Origin of the sequence: Pragia fontium, from assembly GCF_900638655.1 — a bacterium.
GTDB lineage: Bacteria > Pseudomonadota > Gammaproteobacteria > Enterobacterales > Enterobacteriaceae > Pragia > Pragia fontium.
The window spans coordinates 2,274,412-2,296,189 of the sequence record NZ_LR134531.1 but is presented as its reverse complement, the minus strand read 5'-3'; the positions used below and the strand labels follow the sequence as shown (position 1 = coordinate 2,296,189).

6 protein-coding genes are annotated in these 21,778 nt (G+C 47.3%); 4 read left to right on the top strand and 2 right to left on the bottom strand.

The window, feature by feature from the left end; all coding sequences use genetic code 11:
• Positions 1-143: 143 nt before the first annotated feature.
• Positions 144-1,496: an APC family permease gene (locus tag EL341_RS09870; RefSeq protein ID WP_047781220.1), complete on the bottom strand. Its 1,353-nt coding sequence runs from the start codon at positions 1,494-1,496 to the stop codon at positions 144-146.
• 1,303 nt (positions 1,497-2,799) lie between these two features.
• Between EL341_RS09870 and EL341_RS09865 the strand changes: the two genes are divergently transcribed.
• From EL341_RS09865 to EL341_RS09855, 3 genes are all read left to right on the top strand, one after another.
• The gene (locus EL341_RS09865; RefSeq protein WP_126467702.1) at positions 2,800-5,445 is read left to right on the top strand and encodes an autotransporter outer membrane beta-barrel domain-containing protein; all 2,646 of its coding nucleotides are present in this window, start codon (positions 2,800-2,802) and stop codon (positions 5,443-5,445) included.
• 292 nt (positions 5,446-5,737) lie between these two features.
• Entirely contained in the window at positions 5,738-6,082 is a 345-nt protein-coding gene (yajD, locus tag EL341_RS09860) for an HNH nuclease YajD (protein ID WP_047781219.1), read from the top strand.
• 45 nt (positions 6,083-6,127) lie between these two features.
• Positions 6,128-6,769, top strand: a complete 642-nt coding sequence (locus tag EL341_RS09855) for a glutathione S-transferase family protein (protein ID WP_074822119.1) — start codon at positions 6,128-6,130, stop codon at positions 6,767-6,769.
• Positions 6,770-6,828: 59 nt separating this feature from the next.
• On the opposite strand, the gene EL341_RS09850 is transcribed toward EL341_RS09855, so the two are convergent.
• Positions 6,829-7,326 (bottom strand): hypothetical protein, encoded by a 498-nt coding sequence (locus EL341_RS09850; protein WP_126467700.1) that lies wholly within the window; start codon positions 7,324-7,326, stop codon positions 6,829-6,831.
• Between the two features lie 808 nt (positions 7,327-8,134).
• On the opposite strand from EL341_RS09850, the gene EL341_RS09845 reads away from it, so the two are divergent.
• Positions 8,135-21,772, top strand: coding sequence for an Ig-like domain-containing protein (locus EL341_RS09845; RefSeq protein ID WP_126467698.1), 13,638 nt, complete (start codon positions 8,135-8,137; stop codon positions 21,770-21,772).
• Positions 21,773-21,778: the final 6 nt, after the last annotated feature.

Genomic DNA, 21,778 nt, shown 5'->3' with positions numbered 1-21,778 from the left:
TCAGCACATATTTAGACCTATTACCCGTATATTAAAAGGAACGGGATAATAAGATAAGCCCTAATTAGGCGGTAAAATGATAAACGGGGAGAATGAAGTTCTCCCCGTTTAGGCTAATCATACTCTCTGTAATAGGGGGTAAGTTAGCCGATAATCAGGTCCACTTCTTCAGCAGAAATCGACGGCGGCGTTTTACGGAAGCCGCGGGTAATTAGTGCCAGATAGGCTGCACCTACCGATAACCAAATCAAGCCAACGGTTAACGCTTCTTTATCCAGACTAGTCCATAACCACAGTGTTAACAATACACCGATGGAAGGTAAGACCAAACAGGTAAACAGTGTTTTAGCGCTGACTTTCTCTTTGCTATCAATAATGAAATGCTTAATCACCGTCAGATTAACAAAGGTGAATGCAATAAGTGCACCGAAGCTAATCATTGACGCAACCATGCTTAACGACAGTACCAAGGCAAACAGCGATGTAATACCCACGAAGATGATCGAAATCACCGGGGTCTGTAAACGCGGATGAATATAGGCGAAAACAGACTTCGGCAGCACACCTTCACGACCCATAGCGTAGAAAATACGGACGATACTGGCCTGAGATGTCATAGCAGAAGCAAAAACACCGATAACATAAGCCATGATAAAGCTGGATGCCATCAGGGCACCGCCCACTTTCTTCATCACTTCCAGACTGGCGGTGTCGGTATTAGGAATAAAGTCCTGCCATGCCGGATAAATCAGATGGGCACTGTAAGAAATAATGATAAACAGCGTACCGGCAATAAAGACGGTATACATAATGGCGCGTGGTAGAGCACGCTTGGCGTCTTTAGTTTCTTCAGCCATGGTTGAAATAGCATCAAAACCAAGAAATGCCAGACAAAGCACCGCGGCACCGGCAAACAGGCCAGAGACCTGATTTTGGGCAAAGGTAATCGGCACCAGTAATGCGTCCACATCTAAAGTAAACGTGGTCTGGAAGCACAGATACAGGAATACCGCAATAAAGACCAATTGCATCAGAATAATCAGCATATTCATTGAGCTAACCAGCTTAATACCTAAAATATTCAGGCTGGTAACAATAAATATGGTGGCGCAGATAATCACACCCATCGGAATTGACGGGAATGCTTCATGCATAAATATACCAATAGCAATATAGTTAATTATCGGTAAGAACAGATAATCAAGTAATTGAGTCCAGCCAACTAAAAAGCCCAAATTACCCCCAAATGTCTTTTGGACATAGGAATAGGCTGAACCTGAAAGAGGTAGCTCGCTTGTCATACGGCAATAGCTTAAGGCCGTAAACAAAATTGCTGATAAGGTGATAATATAAGCCACCGGTAGGTGACCTTCACTGAGTACTGTAACTTGACCATATGTGGTGAAGATACCCAATGGAACCATATAGGCCAATCCAAAGAATACTAACGCTGGAGTGGTAAGTACTCTTTTCATTCGTACTGCATTATGTTGCATTATTTTCCAAGCCCTTCCCAAAAGCCCTACTCAATGCAGCCTATATATTGGATATAGCACTACACCTGAAATAATCGATGGTGCGCTCATTTTCAGTGAAACTACGTCTGATAAAACAGAGCAGGGTTCATTGAAACGTCGGAGATAAAAAGTCTTATCATCCATCCGCTGGGGTGAGCGCAGGGGGCGTACCATATAGCACTTACCATGGTTTGGCAATCACTAGTCGTAGCCCGTTGTGATTTTATCATCAATCTTTATTGAAAAGCTAGATATAGCAAGGCTTACAGCGAGATTTTAATCGTAAAAAATATTAGCGTCTCATGATAATATTTTGTGATGTTTTTGTTAGGCAGAATAGGGTGTATCAGCTATTTCGTATTGATTACTGCGTGTTATTCCTAATGCTTATAAAAACAAGCTTATATTTAAGCATTAATAAGTATTCATTCAAATTAATTTAAGTTTAAATCTTGGGTAATTAATCTCATTTCCTTAACTGTTGCACGGTTTTTAAATAAAATTATTGATTTGGAAGTATAGGTAATGCCATGAAGAGGATTAAGCTAAGTGGTTATTTTTAAAATAACATATTAATCATTGTTATCAATTAAAGGAGGCGGAGATTTAATCTTTGCTGGAATATAGATTAAATTTAGTTGTTCAATATTTTCCAGTGATGTTTTTTTAATCATTATCCATGAAGGAATGAATAACAATAAAACAATTAACGCTGGCGTCATCTGTTGATTAAACAATGGCAACAGAGGTGATGAAAACATTTTTTCATGACTGGAGATGGGCTGAGAGGTCTGGCGTCTGGTCTTTTCCTCCTCAGTGCTGAGGCAGAGTATTAACTTTTAATTTACCTTGGTTATTATAAGTGGCCTAAATTAACTGTGACATTGAGTGCTGAAGTTCCGTGGTGAAATTAAATGAGTAGACTGCTTAATAGAATAAAGCAGCTCATGGATTTATATATTTATGAAAATATTGTAGTTATTTATTATTTAAATTGATTTCACATGTAATTATTAAGATCAAAACTACTTTTGTGATTTTTGATTTAATATTTTAATCGGTTGCATGTGGACAATTAAAAAGAAAGAGAGATAATAATATAAACAGCCTGACTTTCATTTTACTCGATAGATAAAATACATTTTTAATGTTCAGGCTGATATTTTTTATAAAGCACATTGCAGAAAATCGGGTAGCTCGAAAGGTGAATATGCCTTTTCTGCTTAACCGTGGTTCCTCTTTTTGTGATGTTTGGTCTAAATACCCCAGGAGTTGATAAACAATGGATGCATTTCCTCGCGGCTTAAATCAGCTAAAAGCGGGCAACCAAAAGATGATAATGACGATAAAACCTTCAGCGATGGCGCTTGCGATTGCTCTGTCGTTTACCTCGAATGTGGCATTGGCAGACGATTACCTGGTTGAAGGGGCTGACGTTCAGGTTGACGCAGGACACCCGTTAGCGATGCCACAAGGCGATACACTGATCATTGGCGGGGATAATACCTCGGGCTCACTGACCGTCTCCGAAGGCGGACTGATCGATAATAGTTCTAGCGATGGTATCGTGAGTATTGGTGGTTGGATATTTAAGGATTGGACTAATTCTCGCGGAGAGCTTCACGTTACCGGTCAAGGTTCTTCGTTAAAAACGGGGACGTTGATGATTGGCTATACGGAAAATAGTCAGGGGAAATTGCTGATTTCGGATGGCGGACAGGTTAGCGCGAGTACTTACGGATATATCGGCGGTGCCGGACTCGGATCTCGTGCAGAAATCATTGTTTCTGATACTGGCAGTCAATTATCCGTTCCGCTTATGTTGCTCTCGGATAGACTGACCGTTCAGGACGGAGGAAGCGTCAACATTAAAGATATGCTGTCAATGGGGCAGTTTTATGCCAATGGCAGCAATGATCCTATCTCTGGGCGAGTTGTTGTTACCGGTAGTGGTTCTTCACTTAATGCGGGCTTCATTTTGATGGGAGTTGGCGAGATTGATGGCGATATTAGTACATTAACCGTGGCTGACGGTGGCAGTGTTTTTGCCAAAAGGGTATCGAATTTAGGTTTGGATTTAGGTCATTTCAACGGTGATATTCTATTAGGTTTAAATGATGGTTCTCGAGGCGTTTTGGCGATTGGTGCAATAGCCGGTGATACCGCTCAAAAAGCGGGTTATGTTATTGCAGATGAAATTCAATTGAGTAACCGTCAGTTAAATATCTCGGGTAATACGTTGGAAAATTCCGAGGGGCAGATCGTGTTTAATCATACTGCTACTGAGGAAGAGCGCTATACCTTTACCCCACGGATTGTTGGTGACGGTACCGTAGATGTTTATTCCGGCGTAACGACACTATCAGCGGCGAATAGCTATACGGGGATGACATCGCTCTATGGCGGTACTCTCAAAGCCGGGGGTGAAAATACCTTCAGTCCAGCGGCAGATTATGCCACTTACGCTGATAGTCACCTTGATTTGAATGAATTTAGTCAGACGTTAAGCTCATTAACCCATGCCGGTACGTTGATTTTTGGTGAACAGCCCGGCACGCATCTGACCATTAGTGGAAATTACGTCGGTAATGGTGGATTATTGTTGATGAACGGGGCGATTAATGGGGACGATTCGTTAACCGATAAATTAACCGTGATTGGGGATACCTCCGGAAATACTCGGGTAAGGGTGACCAATCTAGGCGGAAAAGGCGCTCAGACGATACAAGGAATTGAGCTGATTAGCGTTCAGGGCAAGTCTGACGGCGTTTTTACTCAGGAAGGGCGAATTGTAGCCGGTGCTTATGATTATACGTTAGTGAGAGGGAGTGGTAACAACAGTGCGAATTGGTATTTAACCAGCGAATATGTTGAACCCAATATACCGCCCAAAGAACCTGATGTGTCTAATAATCAGCCAGATGCGCCGTCTGAAAAACCTATATTACATAATGAGCGGCCAGAGGCAGCCAGCTATAGCGCCAATCTGGCTGCGGCAAATACGCTATTTAATACCTCCCTGCACGACCGTTTAGGAGAAACGCAATATATTGATGCGCTGACCGGTGAAACTCGCGTTACCAGCATGTGGTTAAGGCAGGTTGGTGGGCATAATCGAGTGCGCAGTAACAGTCGCCAATTGAGAACCCAAAGTCATCGTTATGTGGTGCAACTGGGGGGCGATATTGCTCAATGGAGTAGCGATGGCCTTAATCGACTTCACTTGGGGCTGATGGCGGGTTACGGTAATAGCCAAGGTGATAGCTATTCAAAATTGTCGGGCTATCGTTCAAAAAATGAAGTCTATGGTTATTCCGCTGGCGGTTATGCCACTTGGTATGCTAATCAGCAGGAGAAAACTGGAACCTATATTGATATCTGGGCTCAGTATAGCTGGTTTAAAAACCAGGTTAATGGCGATGCCTTACCTTCCGAAAAGTATAACGCCAGTGGTGTGACAACCTCTATTGAGAGTGGCTATACATTTAAAGTTGGAGAGGATAGAAATGCGGGTAAGCGCTATTTTATTCAGCCTAAGGCTCAGATTGTTTGGATGAATGTTGAAGCCGATCGCCATACCGAAGCCAATGGTACACAAATGATTGGTCAAGGTGACGGTAATGTGATGACAAAATTAGGGTTTAGAGCCTATATGCAAGGGCACAACTCAATTGATGATGGCAAAGACAGAGAGTTTGAACCCTTTATTGAGACGAGTTGGATTCACAATAGCAAACAGTTTGGCGCAAGAATGGACGGTGGTGCCACGATAGAGCAGCAGGGCGATAAAAATTTGGCTGAAGTTAAACTGGGTATTGATGGACAGTTAAATAAAAATATGAGCCTGTGGACTAACGTTGCTCAACAAGTCGGTCAATATGGCTATAGTGATACTTCGCTAACGTTAGGCCTGAAATACGCATTCTAATGATAACGTTATGGGCTGGGGAATCTCCTGGCCCACATCTCTCCTGATTCACCGACGACTGAGTACTCTGCCACATTAATATTCTTTGTCTGAACCTTTGAAGCCGAATGGTCGAGATTAACCGCTAAATTCAAAATTAGTGACGGTGTCACGTATTGATGGCTGGCAACCGGGTGCGCGCACTGCGTGCTGAAATGTTAAGACATACGCTTTTTCCATTTGTGAACCCGGATAGTTTAGCTATAAGATGTTTAACAGAACAAATTCCGATATTTTAATTTGAAGGTTGATAATGGCTTATATCCCTAAAAACTATGCCAGACTTGAAAGCGGCTATCGCGAAAAAGCGCTTAAGTTGTTTCCATGGGTGTGTGGTAGATGCTCTCGCGAGTTTGTTTATTCCAATTTACGTGAGTTAACCGTACACCATATCGATCACGATCATTCCAATAACCCTGAAGATGGTAGTAACTGGGAAATGCTTTGTTTGTTTTGCCATGACCATGAGCACTCTAAATATACTGAAGCGGATATCTATGGCTCAACGGTTATCGCTGGGGAAGATGCCCAAAAAGATCAGGGGCTGGCAACCCATAACCCGTTTGCTAATCTGCGGAATATGATGGATAAGAAATAGTTTATTTGGTTTTTTCTAACAGGCTTAATCAAAGGAATCGATTTTATGACGTCAGATAAGGTACATATACTCGGCCCGCAGTTCAGTACTTTCGTGCGTAGCGTACAATTATGCTGCGAGGAAAAAGGGATTGCCTATACCGTTGGCTCGACAATCGACCAACAAACGGTATCGCTGAATGACGGTAGCCTGTTTCAGTTCCATCCCTTTGGTAAAGTGCCAGTATTAATTCACCATGGAAAACGTTTTTTTGAAACCCCGGCCATTTGTCGCTATCTGGATAACTGTTTTGATGGGGTCGCTTTACAGCCAGATACCGCCGAAGCTAAGGCCGAAGTTGATGAATGGTCAAACTGCTTGGCTATCTATGTTGATCGGGCGTTGGTGCGTGATTATCTGTTGGAATTTGCTTTTCCAAGAGGGCCAGAAGGCCAGATCAGAAAACAAGAGATTAAAGCAGCTGAACCTCAGGTGCTTAAAGTGCTTGGGCTATTAGATACAGAGCTGGGAAGTAAACCATTTTTTAAAGGCGACAACTTTACCATTGCCGATGCCATTCTTATTCCGATGCTGGATTACCTGCAAAGACTACCGCATGCCGAGCAATTATTCAGTGGGCTGCAATATTTACCCGGGTATTTACAGCGTATGCGTGACAGAGCATCCGCCAAAGCAGTTTTGATCTAAACGTTAATGGACGGTCATCGGCTAGACAATCGAAAGGGATGACCGATCATATCAATAGACTAAATCACCGTCATAAACGGAGCGGCTCGCTGTTGAAGTCGTTCGCACACTTCATTAAAGGTCGCTTCATTTTTCAACAGGCTTTTTTGAATTCGATATTTTCCCTGTAACGTCACGATTTCCAATGCTTCATTGTGTTGGCGATTAACCCGTTCTAATGTCCTGATATCGCCATATTGCACGGTGATGATTTTCGACATTACGTGACCTTTTGGGTAGTTAACGGAATCAGAGGTCAAGATCAGGTTCTGGCGAGAAGAAAAGCTGTTGAGCAGAATTAAGAACGACATGAGCGTCAGCAGGGCGAAAATGATGGCGGTTGCGGAAAGTAAGTATTGGGTTTGAGTCACCGAGAGTTTGGCCGATTGGCCAATCACCAACCACTGGTCAACATCATCGATTTGATTGAACGAAAAATAGGTTAACCAGCCGAAAAAGCCGATAGCCATCAGCACAAAAAAACGATTCATTTTATAAGGATATTTTATCCTATCCATAAGTGATTCCTTCTGGTGTTGGTGGCAAGTCGTCTGAATAACGTTAGTTGGCTTCACTATATTCGTCTGAGCCGGGAATAACAAATTAAGCAGGCCGATTGTTTCATTATCAAGCAATCCAGCACCTATATTCTTTACACTCAGCCGGTCTAAACGGTTATTGAAATTCGAACAATAATTATCATTTGAGATGGTGATCTATATTTTACTCAGGTAAATACCAATCATTAATTGTATTTAAATTACATGGCTCACTCTATTTCACGGTTTCATCTTTGAAACTTTTCTTATTAAACAAGTGCGACTTTTTATTTTATCCGCGGAGAGAAACCGGTGTATCTTAAATAATAGAGTGGAACGACACGACGATCGTTAATTTATGGTATTGCCATCTCGTTAATGAATAAATAAAAAAGCAGAGATAAAATTTTTCTTAATCTGATGAATTATATGAACTACTGGTTTAAATAAAATTATTTTTATAAATTAAATTATTTTTTATACTCTTCCTTTTAGCTGTTATTTTATTTTTGTTTAGTCTTATCAATTGGTTAATTATTTTAATTTCATGCGTTATTTATTTTTATTGTCTATTCGTAATATTTCTTTGATTAAATGCCAAACCTTGCCTATATATCTACTTAATAAAACAAAATAGTTACTCAGCTTTATTTATTATTTTTTAAGGGATTGTGAATTTATTCCTGGGCCAAGTTTTGACTTCCTTTGGTTTTTAACCTTGCGGGAAGTTTTCTTGGCGTGGTTTGTCGTCGTATTTTGCATTTAACTCATAGGTAAGAGGTGGTACATGGCTCAGGAAAATAACGTGTTAGGAACTGTCGATGTGGTAGCCCAGGGTAGCGGTGCACAATTGGCGCATTATTCTCAAGGAAGTCGGGTTATTACGTTAACCCAATCTAGTGTAGTAAAAATTCATGGTAATCCAGATTTGGTTGCCAGCTATGAGCGGCAGGGCGATGACCTGATTGTTCATATGAAAGATGGCTCGACAGTACGCTATCAACGTTTTTTCTTTTTAGACCAAAATGGTGAGCACAGTGAACTGATATTTGTTGATGACAATGAAGCATATCGCGCAATATTCCCATTAGCCGATCTTCCTGGGCCTGCAACGGCTGAGGCAATCTCACCAACCTATGCGGCAGTGACAGGTAGCCTGTTTGAGGGTTCCGACCTTTCTGCCGGTGCACTGGCCGGGATATTAGCTGCTCTGGCTGTTGGTGCTGGCGTAGCGATTGCGGCTGGTACTGGCGGTGGTGGCGGTGGTGGACACAGCAGCAATAACGATGGTGGTGGTGTCGCCGAGCCTAAAGCGCCGACGGTTAAAATAACTGCTCTCGGCGGTGACGATAAGCTTAATCAGGCTGATGTCCAGGTTAGCCAACTGATTACCGGCACCACGACCAATGTTGAAGCAGGCCAAACGGTCACTGTTACGTTAAACGGTAAAACTTATACCACTCAGGTTGCTGCTGACGGCAGCTGGCAGGTCAGCGTTCCAGCGGCGGATCTGCAAAATCTGGCACAAGGGACAGGCACCATTCAGGTCAGCGTTAGTAATCAGGCTGGGCAAACCGGGCAGGATTCGCACGCTATCACCGTTGACACCGTTCCTCCAACTGTCACTATTTCGGCCTTTGCTGGCGATAATATTCTGGATAGCGCAGAGCGAAGTGCGTTTCAAATTATCAGTGGAACCGCTGTTGGTGCAGAAGGCAGAACGGTGACCATTACTTTAGGTAGCAAAACTTATACTGCAGTGGTCGATGCAGAAGGTCATTGGACAACCAGCGTTTCTTCTGTGGATCTGCAAGGCTTGGCCGACGGCAACTATACCCTGAGCGCCAAAGTTAGCGACGCAGCAGGTAACAGTGCAACGGCGAATGAGTCGATTACCGTTGTCTCTACTGAACCGGCGATTTCAATCAATACCTTTGCCGGTGATGATATTATTAATAGCGCGGAATCGAAAACCGGTCAGGTGCTAAGCGGTGACACGGTGAATGTGGAGTCGGGCAGCGCGGTGAGAATTACCATCAGCAACGACAATCCGCTAACCCGTATACCGGGCGGTAGTAACAGTCAGACATTTTTGGCAGAGGTTGATCTGGATGGAACCTGGCATATAGTGATTCCACCGGGTTCTCTGGAGCAATTATTTAATGGCCCGCATACCATCACCGCAGTAGTGACCAACGGTGCGGGACAGACTGCAGAGAGCACCCATACGATTACCGTGGATACTTCGCTATCCGGCATTGCCATTGACATCGTGTCATCTGATGATTACTTGAGCGCAACTGAGGCCACACAGGTATTGGCTATCAACGGGGTAACCAGCGGCGTGCCTGCCGGCACCCATGTTACCGTTATGCTCAATGGTAAAAGTTATGATGCGGTAGTAGACGTTGCCGGTAACTGGAGTGTTGGGGTTCCACCTGCCGATTTAAAACTGTTGGCGGACGGTGTGATAACCGTGACGGCAACGGTGGTTTCTTCAGGTAATACTTATACTGCCGATCATCCGTTTACCGTCCTTACTCATCAATCTCCACAACCTACACTAAATTCACCGTTTGGTGACGGTATTCTTAATCTGGCTGAAAGTGGCGTAAATCAAATTATTTCCGGTACCACAGGAATCACCGGTGCTGGACAAAGCGTGGTGGTGACCCTGGGAGGGGTAAGCTACGTTGCCTTTGTGAATGCGGCCGGACAATGGTCGGTTCTGATTCCCGCCAAAGATCTTCAGGCGCTGAGCGATGGCAATGCATCACTCAGCGTTAAAGTGACCGATGTGGCCGGTAACCCCGGGGAGCTCAACGGATCAGTGGTCGTGGATACCACGGCACCTACGCTGGCGGTTAAGGCGTTTGCCGGTGACAACATCCTGACGGCGTCGGAAGAAACGGGTGGGCAAATCCTCTCCGGTTCGGCATCGATAGCCGATCATGGAAAAACGGTGATGATCACCTTGAACGGTGTCTCTTATCAGGCCACCGTAGGAATAGATGGCAGTTGGAGTGTCAATATTCCGGCAACCGACCTGCAAAAACTGTCAGACGGTAGCCACACGATTAATGTGTCACTCACGGATGCGGCAGGAAATACCACACAAACTACCTTACCGTTCGACGTTAAAAACAGCTTACCAACGCTGGCAATTCACACTTTTGCCGGTGATGATATTTTGAATAATGTTGAGGCAAAAGTTAACCAAACGCTTAGCGGCACCACGACGAATGCTGAAACGGGTAGCTTGATCACCGTGGTACTGAATGGTCAGGTTTATACCACTCACGTACTGGCTGATGGTAGTTGGAGCATTATCCTGCCTGCGGCTGAGCTGTCGGTGCTAAGTCAGGGTAATACCACCATCCAAGTCAGCGTCACCGATCTGGCTGGACAAACCGTTCAGTCGAGCCATGATTTTACTGTGGTTAACGGTGTTAGTGGTATTGCTATCAATACCGTTGCTGGAGATGACTACCTCAATCAAACAGAGGCCCAGTCGCCGGTTATGATTAGCGGTAGTACCAGTCAGGTTAATGTTGGACAACCGGTAACGATCACGCTAAACGGCAAAGAGTATATTGCGTTAGTGCTGCCGGACGGTAGTTGGCAAGCGGAGATTTCGCCTCAGGATTTATCCGCGTTGCAAGATGGTACTGCCACGATTACCGTATCCGTTATCGATCAACATGGTAATACGTTAAGCAGCAGCCATGACTTTAACGTCCTGACCCATACGTTACCCGATCCATCCATCAATACGCCTTTTGGCGATAATGTTTTGAATGCTCTGGAAACACAGAGTGCTCAGTTGCTATCGGGAACAACTGGCATTAGCGGAGCCGGGCAAACGGTGGTGGTTCATTTTAACAATGTGGACTATAACGCTATCGTTGATGTTAACGGTAATTGGAGCTTGAGCCTGTCTCCGAGCCAGTTGCAACAAATATCCGAGGGTCCACTCCAGTTTGGCGTGACGGTAACCGACATAGCCGGTAACCAGTCTGAGGTGGTGGCGACGACAAGTATTGATACTCTCGCCCCAGTGTTGACCGTAAATCCGTTTACCGGTGACGACCGAATCAATATTGCCGAAGCGCAGATTGATCAAACATTGTCCGGTACGGCGATTGGGGCTGAAGCGGGACAGACGGTTGATATTACCCTCAATGGTAAACACTACAGCGCCATTGTTGATGCCAGCGGCAACTGGAGCGTGAACATTCCTGGTGCCGATTTACAGGCTTTGCCGGATGGTAATTTAACCATACAGCTCAGCGTGGCGGACAAGGCCGGTAATCAGACGACGAGCCAACACGATATTCTGTCTTCAGGCAATCCACTGTATCCACCGGTGATTAGTATCGATTCTTTTGCCAGCAACGATGTGTTGGACGGAGCAGAACAACAAACCGATCAGTGGGTAAGAGGTGTCGCCTATTATGTCGAAACCGGCCAAACCGTTACCTTGACCTTTGATGGAAAAACCTATCAGGGCGTGGTTGATGCCACGGGTCATTGGGCAATTAAGGTGCCGTCGGCTGATTTGGCTCTGTTAAGCGATGGTTCTTATACCCTACAGGCTAGCGTGAGCGACCTGAGCGGTAATATTGGAATCGATAGCCATAATATTATCGTGAATACTCAGCTTGGTTCACTGGCGGTGAATGCGATTACCGGTGACGATCTTGTCAACCTCAGTGAAGCCGAGTTAGGTTTAACCATTAGTGGTACATCGGTTGGCGTCCCTGCGGGTACCAACAATTTGACCATCATGTTAAACGGTAAAACCTATGTTACATCCGTTCTGGCCAACGGTACCTGGAGTTACCATATTCCAGCCGTTGATGCGCAGGCGATTGCTGATGGTGGTGCCAGTGTTGTGGTCTCTGCGTTAAACGATGCAGGAAATCCGGTTAGCAGTACACACGATTTTACCGTGATTACTCATGCTTTGCCTGATGTCACCATGAATACACCATTTGGCGATGGTGTGCTTAATTTACAGGAAGCGAATAGCGTACAAACGCTGAGTGGCTCAACCGGTGTGTTAGGCAACGGGCAGAGCGTGACGGTTAATATTGGCGGTCAAGACTACATCGGAACCGTTGACAGTCAGGGTAACTGGTCGGTCACGTTACCGGCTGGAAGTTTGGCGTTGGTTGATAACGGCCAATTACCGATTACCGTCACCGTTAATGACATTACAGGTAATAGCGATACTTTAGTCAGTAATGTACAGGTAGATAAAGCGCCTCCTTCGCTGATTGTTAATGATATCTCAGGAGACAATACGATTAATGCTGCGGAAGCGCTGGCACCGATCGAGGTTTCAGGCACCGCTTCATTGGATGTGGTTGGGCAAACGGTATCGATCACTCTGCCTAACGGAATGACGTATACCGGCGTTGTTGGCGTTGGTGGAATATGGAGCATTACGATTCCGGCTGGCGACTTAAGCAATATCCCTGACGGACAACTCGTGTTGACCGCCAGCATCAGCGATCCGGCGGGAAATACCACTACGCTGGATGTGCCGGTTCAGCTTAATGCCTCTGCGGCCAATCAACCAACTATCCACGTCAATATTACTTCTGGAGATGACTACATTAACGCGGCTGAATCGCAGTTGGCGTTAGTGATTTCCGGTACAACTACCCATGTGGCAGCTAATCAGCAAGTCACTATCACGCTGAATGGAAAAACCTATCAGGCGGATGTTCTGGCGGATGGCAGTTGGAGTTATAACGTGCCAGCTGAAGATGTTCAGCAATTACCGGATGGTAAACTGACGATTAATGCCACGGTAAACGATACTTCTGGCAACGTCGCTCAGGGTTCTCGTGATGTGACAGTGATTACCGATGCCGAGAATTTGCCGCAGATTCAGGTTAATGTCGTTGCTGACGATGATGTTATTAATGCGCAAGAGGCGCAGAGTACCGTGACCATTAGCGGCACGACTCAGAACGTCACCGAGGGGCAAACGGTTACCGTTACGCTACATAACGTGACTTATACCGCGATTGTTGATGCGTCAGGCAACTGGTCGGTAGATGTTCCTGCCGATCAGATACAAGATCTGCCACAGGGTGCACAAAATATCACGGTACAGGTGAGTGACGTTGCTGAAAATAGCGTCAGTACCACCCATGGTATTTCCGTCGATACTTTGCCTCCATTACTCGAAGTTGATGTCGTCGCTGACAATAATATTCTTAACTTCGTTGAAGCATCATTGGGTCAAATCCTGTCTGGGATGACCGAGCCAGGATTAACGGTACATATTAGCATTAACGGGGCTGAAGTCGCTCAGGTGACAGCGGATGGCACAGGTCACTGGCAACTGGAGATATCGGGTACTGACCTGCTATCTCTGCCACAGGGTGCAAACAGCATAGAACTGTCGGTAACCGATGCGTCAGGTAACACCAGCACTTTACCGATTGAGCTGTTGGTGGGAACCAGTAATTTGCCGACGTTGACGTTGGATCAGCCGTTTACCGATGGCCTGCTTAATATTGCAGAAGCGACGGCGGGCGGTACGCTCACTGGGTTGGCGACTAATCTGCCGGCCAACACCGCTGTCAACGTTATGATTGGCAATCAAAGTTTCACCGGAACGGTAGACGCAGATGGTCATTGGAGCGTCTCTATTCCAGAGAACGTACTGTTATCGTTAGCCGATGGCACTACATCCATTAGCGTCACTGCTTCAGACAGCTTTGGTAACGAGGCTTCAGCTAACGGTTCTCTGGTGGCGCTGGTTAATTTATCACCGATAGCGGAGATTACCACGCCGCTGTTTATCGATAATATTTTAAACCTTGCCGAAGCGACCAGCGGACAAATCTTAACCGGGAACTCAGGATTGGTCGGCGCCGGTCAGACGGTATTGATTACGCTGGATGGCCAAACCTATACCGGCACGGTAGACAATTTGGGTAATTGGTCAGTTCCGTTGCCGCCAGCAGTTCTACTGGCATTGGCTGATAGCAGTCATAGCGTTAGCGTAACGCTAAGCGATGCGGCAGGAAATACCACCGTTAGCGCACCAGTAAACTTCAGCGCGGATACGCATAATCTGCCAAGTCTGCATATCGACGTTATCTCCGAGGATAACTACATTAATGCCAATGAGGCGCAGGCCAAACTGGTTATTTCCGGTACCACAACGTTCGTTGAAGCCAATCAGCAAGTCACTATTTTGTTGAATGGTAAAACCTATACGGCTACCGTTCAGGCGGATGGTCGCTGGAGCTATGAGGTTCCGGCTGAGGACGTTTTATTATTGCCGGATGGTCCACTCAACATCAATGCCAGCGTCACTGATACCGGTGGCAACCCAGCGCAGGATGTACATGTTGTCACCGTGATTGCTACGGCGGCTAATTTACCGCAAATCTTTATTAATGCCGTTGCCGAAAATGACATCATTAATCAGCTAGAGTCACAGAGTAGTGTGACGATTAGTGGATTTACTCATAATGTGTCTGAAGGGCAGATTATTACCATTACATTAAACGGAATACCTTATCCGATTGCTGTAGATGCGTTGGGGCATTGGTCGGTAAACGTATCCGCTACCGATGTGCAGAATTTGCCGCAGGGCTCGCAGAATATCTCGGTTCAGGTGAGTGATATAGCGGGTAATGACATAACAGTACTTCATGCTATTCAGGTTGATACGCTACCGCCATTGCTGAGCGTTAGCGATATTACGCTGGATAACGTGCTTAACCTAGCTGCTGCTCTGGCGGGTCAGGTTTTGTCAGGGACTACCGACGCGGGCTTAACGGTAAATATCACCATTAATGGCGTCACCACCCAAGTCACCGCGGATGGCTCCGGCCACTGGCAGTTATCCTTGTCTGCTGCCGAACTGTTGGCATTACCGCAGGGCGATGTCAGCATAGGTCTGTCGGTAACCGACAGTGCGGGTAATACCACCACCACAGCGCTGGACTTAACCATTGCAACCGGTAATTTGCCAACGTTAACGTTGGATCAGCCGTTTACCGATGGCTTGCTGAATATTGCTGAAGCGACGGCAGGTGGTTCACTATCCGGACTAGCGACCAATCTGGCGGCTAATACACCAATTAGCGTCACCATTGGTAATCAACAGTTTAGCGGCATTGTGACGGCCGATGGACACTGGAGTGTGAACATTCCTGCCGGCGCGCTGTTACTGTTAGCGGATGGCTTAACCTCTATCTCGGTCACCGCCGCAGACAGCTTTGGCAACCCGGCCTCGGCAAATGGTTCGCTGACGGCGCTGGTGCATTTGCAACCGACGGCCTCCCTTAGCGTTCCACTGTTTATCGATAATGTCCTAAACCTTGCTGAAGCAACGGTTGGTCAGGTGCTAACCGGAACATCTGGTTTGGTTGGCGGCGGTCAATCCGTGTTTATTACGCTGGATGGCCAACAATACCCAGGACTGGTGGATGCACTGGGCAACTGGACGGTACTGTTGCCACCGGCGACGTTACTGGCTTTGGCGGATAGTGGCCATACTATTAGTGTAACCTTGACTGATGCGGCGGGTAATACCACCACCAGTACGGGCGTCAACTTTACGTCGGTGATACATACCTTACCAGCACCAACCCTTGATCTACCGTTTACTGACGGCATTCTGAACTTTAGTGAAGCTTCATCCGGGGGGGAATTAACTGGCTCAACTCATATCACAGGTGCAGGCCAAACGGTAACGATCAGCATCAACGGTGTATTGTTGACGGCAGACGTTGACAATAACGGTAACTGGAGTCTGCCGCTGGATTCCGCCACTTTACTGGGCTTACCGGACGGCACTTGGCCGATAACTATTACCGCAACCGATAGCGCAGGCAATAAGGTTAGCGTTGTTCAGTCGGTGGATGTATTAACCCATACGCTGCCTAATGCGACGATTAATACACCATTTGTCGATGGTTTGTTAAGTATTGCCGAAGCCAACGCCGTTGGCGGACAGGTGATTTCTGGAAATACCGGAATAACGGGTGCGGGTCAAACTGTGGTGGTGACCATTGATGGCGTGCCACAGACGGTCGTGGTACTGCCTACCGGACAGTGGAGCGTTGCGCTGGACAGCACCGCGCTTAATACACTGGGTGGTGGAAGCCATGATATTCACGTTAGCGTAACCGATAGTGCGGGTAACAACTCTCAGCAGGATCTCAGTTTCAATTCGTTGCTGACGGCACCAACACCGGTCATTAACCTACCGTTTGGTGATGGAATTCTTAACCTAAGCGAAGCCGGACAAATTGCCATTGTGACCGGTATAACCGGCATCGTGGGCGGAGGTCAGGGTGTTACGCTCAAGGTTGACCTCAATGGAATAACTTATCCGGCAACGGTAGATGTTAACGGTAACTGGTCGGTTAGCATTCCTGCTAATGCGCTGTCGGCGTTGGGTAATGGAACACATTCCCTCAGCGTAACGGCAACGGATGCTGCCGGTAACAGTACTACCGTGAGTCAGTCTTTCAGCACACAATTTACCTTGCCTCAGCCAACGTTAGCCACGCCGTTTGACGATAGCTATTTAAACATCAGCGAGGCCAGCAGTGGCCAAACCATAACAGGGCTGTTGAATGTGGTCGGCGACCCGACCAAAGCGACGGTGACGGTGACGGTTGGCGGCGTGCCGCATACCGCTACGGTCTATGCCAACGGTACTTGGTCGCTAGACTTGTCATCCAGCGATTTGACTACGCTGGGCAGCGGCGATAAAGCGATTGTGGTTAGCGTAACCGATGAGGCGCTGAATACCAACAGCACCACCAGTTATGCCCATTTCTCACTGACGCCACCGACTATTACGGTTAATCCGTTTGCTGGTGATAACACGCTGAACTATGCCGAGAGTCAGCAAACCCAGATTCTCAGCGGTATGACAACCAACGTTGAATTCGGTCAAACGGTCACTATCATGATTGGTGGTAAATCGTTTACCACCACGGTAGGGTTGGATGGTAGCTGGTCATTGGCGATTGCGCCGGTCGATCTGGCGACGCTGACCAGCGGAACAATCAACGTTAGCGTGGAGGATATAGCTGGCAATAGTGCAGCGGCACCATCGGTAAATCTGACGGTGAATAACGCTGTGCCAACGCCATTCCTGACGCTGGATCCGGTCGCGGTTGATAACGCGTTTAACCTGACGGAATCGCTACAACCATCAGTGACTATTAGCGGTACTGCGGCTCTATCCATGATAGGAGAGACCGTTACCCTGACGTTGGGCGGGTTGATTATCCCACCAACCATTATTGGATTGGATGGCCGTTGGAGCATCACTATTCCAGGGGGGATTGCATTATTGCCAGACGGCGTTTATACGTTAACGGCAACCGCAACCTCGCTGCTAGTTGAGACAGCATCAACATCGACCAGTATTTTGGTGGATCGCATACCACCAACACTGACGGTTGGTACTTTTGCCGGTAATGACGTACTCAATGGAACTGAAGCCGGTTCCGCTCAAATTCTGAGCGGAACCGGCAGTGAAATTGGCAGCAGTGTAACGATAACCCTGAACGGCCATACTTATCATGCCGTGATTCAGGCCAATGGTAGCTGGAGTGTTCCAATCTCTTCAGCCGACCTGAGCTCGTTGCCACAGGGAACACAAAATATCGTGGTCACTCTGGTGGACAAAGCGGGTAACGTCACTACCGTTCCACATCCTATTACCGTGGATACCGTGGCACCGCTGCTGTCGGTTGATGTCTTAGGTGTTGGTGATGTTCTGACGGCTGCCGAGATTCTGTTAGGGCTGCCGTTGGGGGGTAAAGGTAATCCGGGTGATACGGTCACCGTTAAACTGGGGCCATTGACCTTAACGGCGCTGGTAGATGGTAACGGTGATTGGAACGTTAATTTCCCAACGCTGCAATTACAAACGCTGGTGGATGGTCCGCAGGTTATCAACGTTAGCGTCGGTGATGCAGCAGGTAACGTGACATCGGTTAACATCGGACTGGACGTGGCGCTTAACTCGTCACTGGGTGCTGGCGTTGATGACGTATTTGGATCAGACGGCATTTTGAATCTGGTCGAGTCACTGTTAACTCAGACCCTGACAGGAACGGCAACCGGCGACTATAACGGCGCGGTGGTCAGCGTGACGCTGTTGGGACAAACCTTCACTGCCAACGTGGGTAACAACGGCAAGTGGAGCATCAATCTGACGCCTGACCTGTGGCAAGGCTTGACCGCCAATACGCTGGATCTGGATTTCAGTATTACCGATGCTAACGGCAACGTTGTTAACCAGATTGTGCATACCAAGCTGGCGCTGACGGATCTGCCGATTATAAATTCAATCGTTGCCTTTGAAGATAACTTCCTCAATCAGTTAGAAGCAGGTGCTTCCCAACTGATTAGCGGTACGATCGGCAACATGGCTCCGGGTACTACAGTCAGCGTGACGCTAGGGACGAAAACCTATACTAACGTCACTGTTGATGCTAACGGTAGCTGGTCAGTATCAATACCGCCTCTCGATCTGGCCGCGCTACAGGATGGGCTTACCAAAGTATCGGTAGCCGTTACCGATGCCGGTGGTAACGTTGTACAGCAGAGTATCGATCTGGGCGTTATTACCCATAATCTGCCGGTGATTCATCTTAATCCTCTGTTTGGTGACGGTATCTTAAGCCTTAACGATCTGCTGGGCGCGTTATCGATTGGCGGTACGGCGACAGGACTGGCTGGACAGGTCATCGATATCAACATCGCCGGCGTTCCAACGCTTAACGCGACGGTTGGATCTGATGGTAGTTGGAGTGTGACGTTAACGCCGTCAGTTATTCAGATTTTACAAGGACTGGGCAGCGGGAATATCACCGTTTCCGTAACGGCCAACGATGTGGCTGGCAACCCGGCAACGGCAAGCGCCGGACTGAAGTTGGATCTGCTGGCACCCGTGTTGGATACCATTTCGCTGTTTGACAATGGTCTGCTTAACGCGCTGGATGCTACGACGGCTCAGGTGATTAGCGGCACGGTGGCAAATGCGCCGGAGGGAAGTACTGTCAGCGTGGCGTTGGGAGGGAAAATCTTTACCGCTCTCACTCTGGCAAATGGCACCTTCCAGATTACCGTTCAACCATCTGATTTGACACAGTTACCGGATGGTTCGCTGACGGCAAACATTACCATTACCACACCTGACGGTAACACCAATACCATAGGTGCTAACTTACTGGTTGGATTGAAGAATCTGCCAGTCGTGACGCTGGACTCGTTGTTTGACGGCGATGGCTTCCTTAATCAGGCGGAGTCGGCGGTTGCTCAGTTAATTAGCGGTAAGGTGACTAACCTGACCTCCGGAACAATACAGGTTAATGTGGGTGGGAATCTACTTAATGCCACCATTAATCCGGATGGTACCTGGAGCACTTCGGTTTCAGGCTCAATTCTAAGCCTACTGCCGGATGGTCCACTCAACATTAGCGCCACTGTTACGGATGCCGTTGGTAATACCAATACTGCATCGGCTTCGCTGAGTACCATTATTCATAATCTACCGACCATTTCCATTGGCTCGATCTTTGGCGATGGCTTGCTGGGCGTCGGCGATTTGCTGACCTCTCAGTTGATCAGCGGTACGGTAACCAACCTGACAGCGGGTACACAGTTGACTATCACTTTGGGCGGTTCTACTTACCAGACAACGGTAGATAGCAACGGTAAATGGAGCCTGTCGATAGCGCCGCTAGATTTGCAAGGCTTGCTGGATGGCAATCTGACCGTTGGCGTATCGGCTAAAGATGTGGCAGGCAATACGGCTTCGGCCAGTGCGGGATTACAGGTTTCAATCCATGAACTGCCGACGTTGACGCTGGACAGTATTTTTAGCGACGGTGGATTGAATGCCAATGACATCCTGAGTGCTCAGGTGATCAGCGGTCATTCAACAAATGCGGCGGGATCTACGGTACAAGTCACGCTGGCTGGTGTCACTTATAGTGCCACGGTCGCGGCAGATGGAAGCTGGGCGCTGAGCGTGCCGTCATCGGCTCTGTCCGGACTGGCCGACGGTAATTTCAACATTGGCGCTACGCTGACTAACGTACTTGGCAATGTCGCCAGTACCAGTGGCGTATTGGATGTCATTACCCAGACTTTACCGAATATTACGCTGGGTTCGATATTTGGCGGTGATGGATTCCTCAATATCTCTGAGGCTGGCATCATTCAGACGCTGGGCGGGACGGTGACTAACGCGGCTGGTGGCAGCGTAACGGTAACATTAGGCATCACCAACTATAACGCCACGGTGAATCCGGACGGTACTTGGTCGCTGAATTTACCACCAAGCGTCTTGGATGCACTGAATGATGGAACATTACACGTTGGTGTTACCGTCACTGATAAGGTTGGCAACAGTAAAACCATCGATGGTGGCGATATCGTGGTTAAACTGAATCCACCACTGCTGTCATATAACCCATTGACTACGCTGAACATTAGCAACTTGTTGACTAAGGGACTCACCATCGGTGGCGGTTCACTCAATCTGCTGCCTAACTCCGAGGTGAAAATCTCATTGCTCAACATTGCTTCAGTAACGGCGCGTACCGATGCCAATGGTAACTGGAGCGCCACGCTTAGCCTGACACTGTTGCAACTGCTGTCGTTGAATCTATTGACGCCTATTCTGGAGTTGTCCGCACAAGATCAGGCAGGGAATATTTTTGAGGCCACATTAGGTCTGGGAACTGCGCTGACTCTGCCAGCGCCAGAACCAACGCTGCTGGCTGCACCAATGATGGAATCTCTGGTGTTGGATACATCGACGGATTCCTTGAATACGACGACCAACAACAGTCTGTCAACGAGCACCAGCTCTTTAGCACCGGAGGATAATACGTCTAGTGGTACGCAAACCACATCAACCTCGACTACCTTTACCATTGGTGGCGTAACGATTGATTTGGCCAACGGTGGCCATAACAGTGGTGAGTCGGTGCAGGGTAGTAGCGGCAATGATGTGATTCACCTTAGCTCGCTGGGCTTTACCTCTATCGATGGTGGAACGGGTATCGATACCTTGATTCTGGAAGGTTCTAATATGAATCTGGATCTTACCCAACTGGCAGGCAAGATTGCCGGTATCGAAATCTTCGATTTGGGCAGCGGTGGCAACAACAGTATTACCTTGAACCTGCAGGAGTCATTAACCGTGAAGGATACCGCACAGGATCAACTGCTGATTAAAGGCTCCGCAGGGGATCAGGTGAACTTGGTACATGGACAGGGTGATATTTGGAATGTCAGTGGTCAGAGCGTGGTTAACGGCGTGATTTACGATGTTTATCATAACTCATCTCAAGGTATGAATACCTTAGGCGATGTTCTGGTACAGCAAGGTTTACACGTCAATTTAGTTTAACTAGCC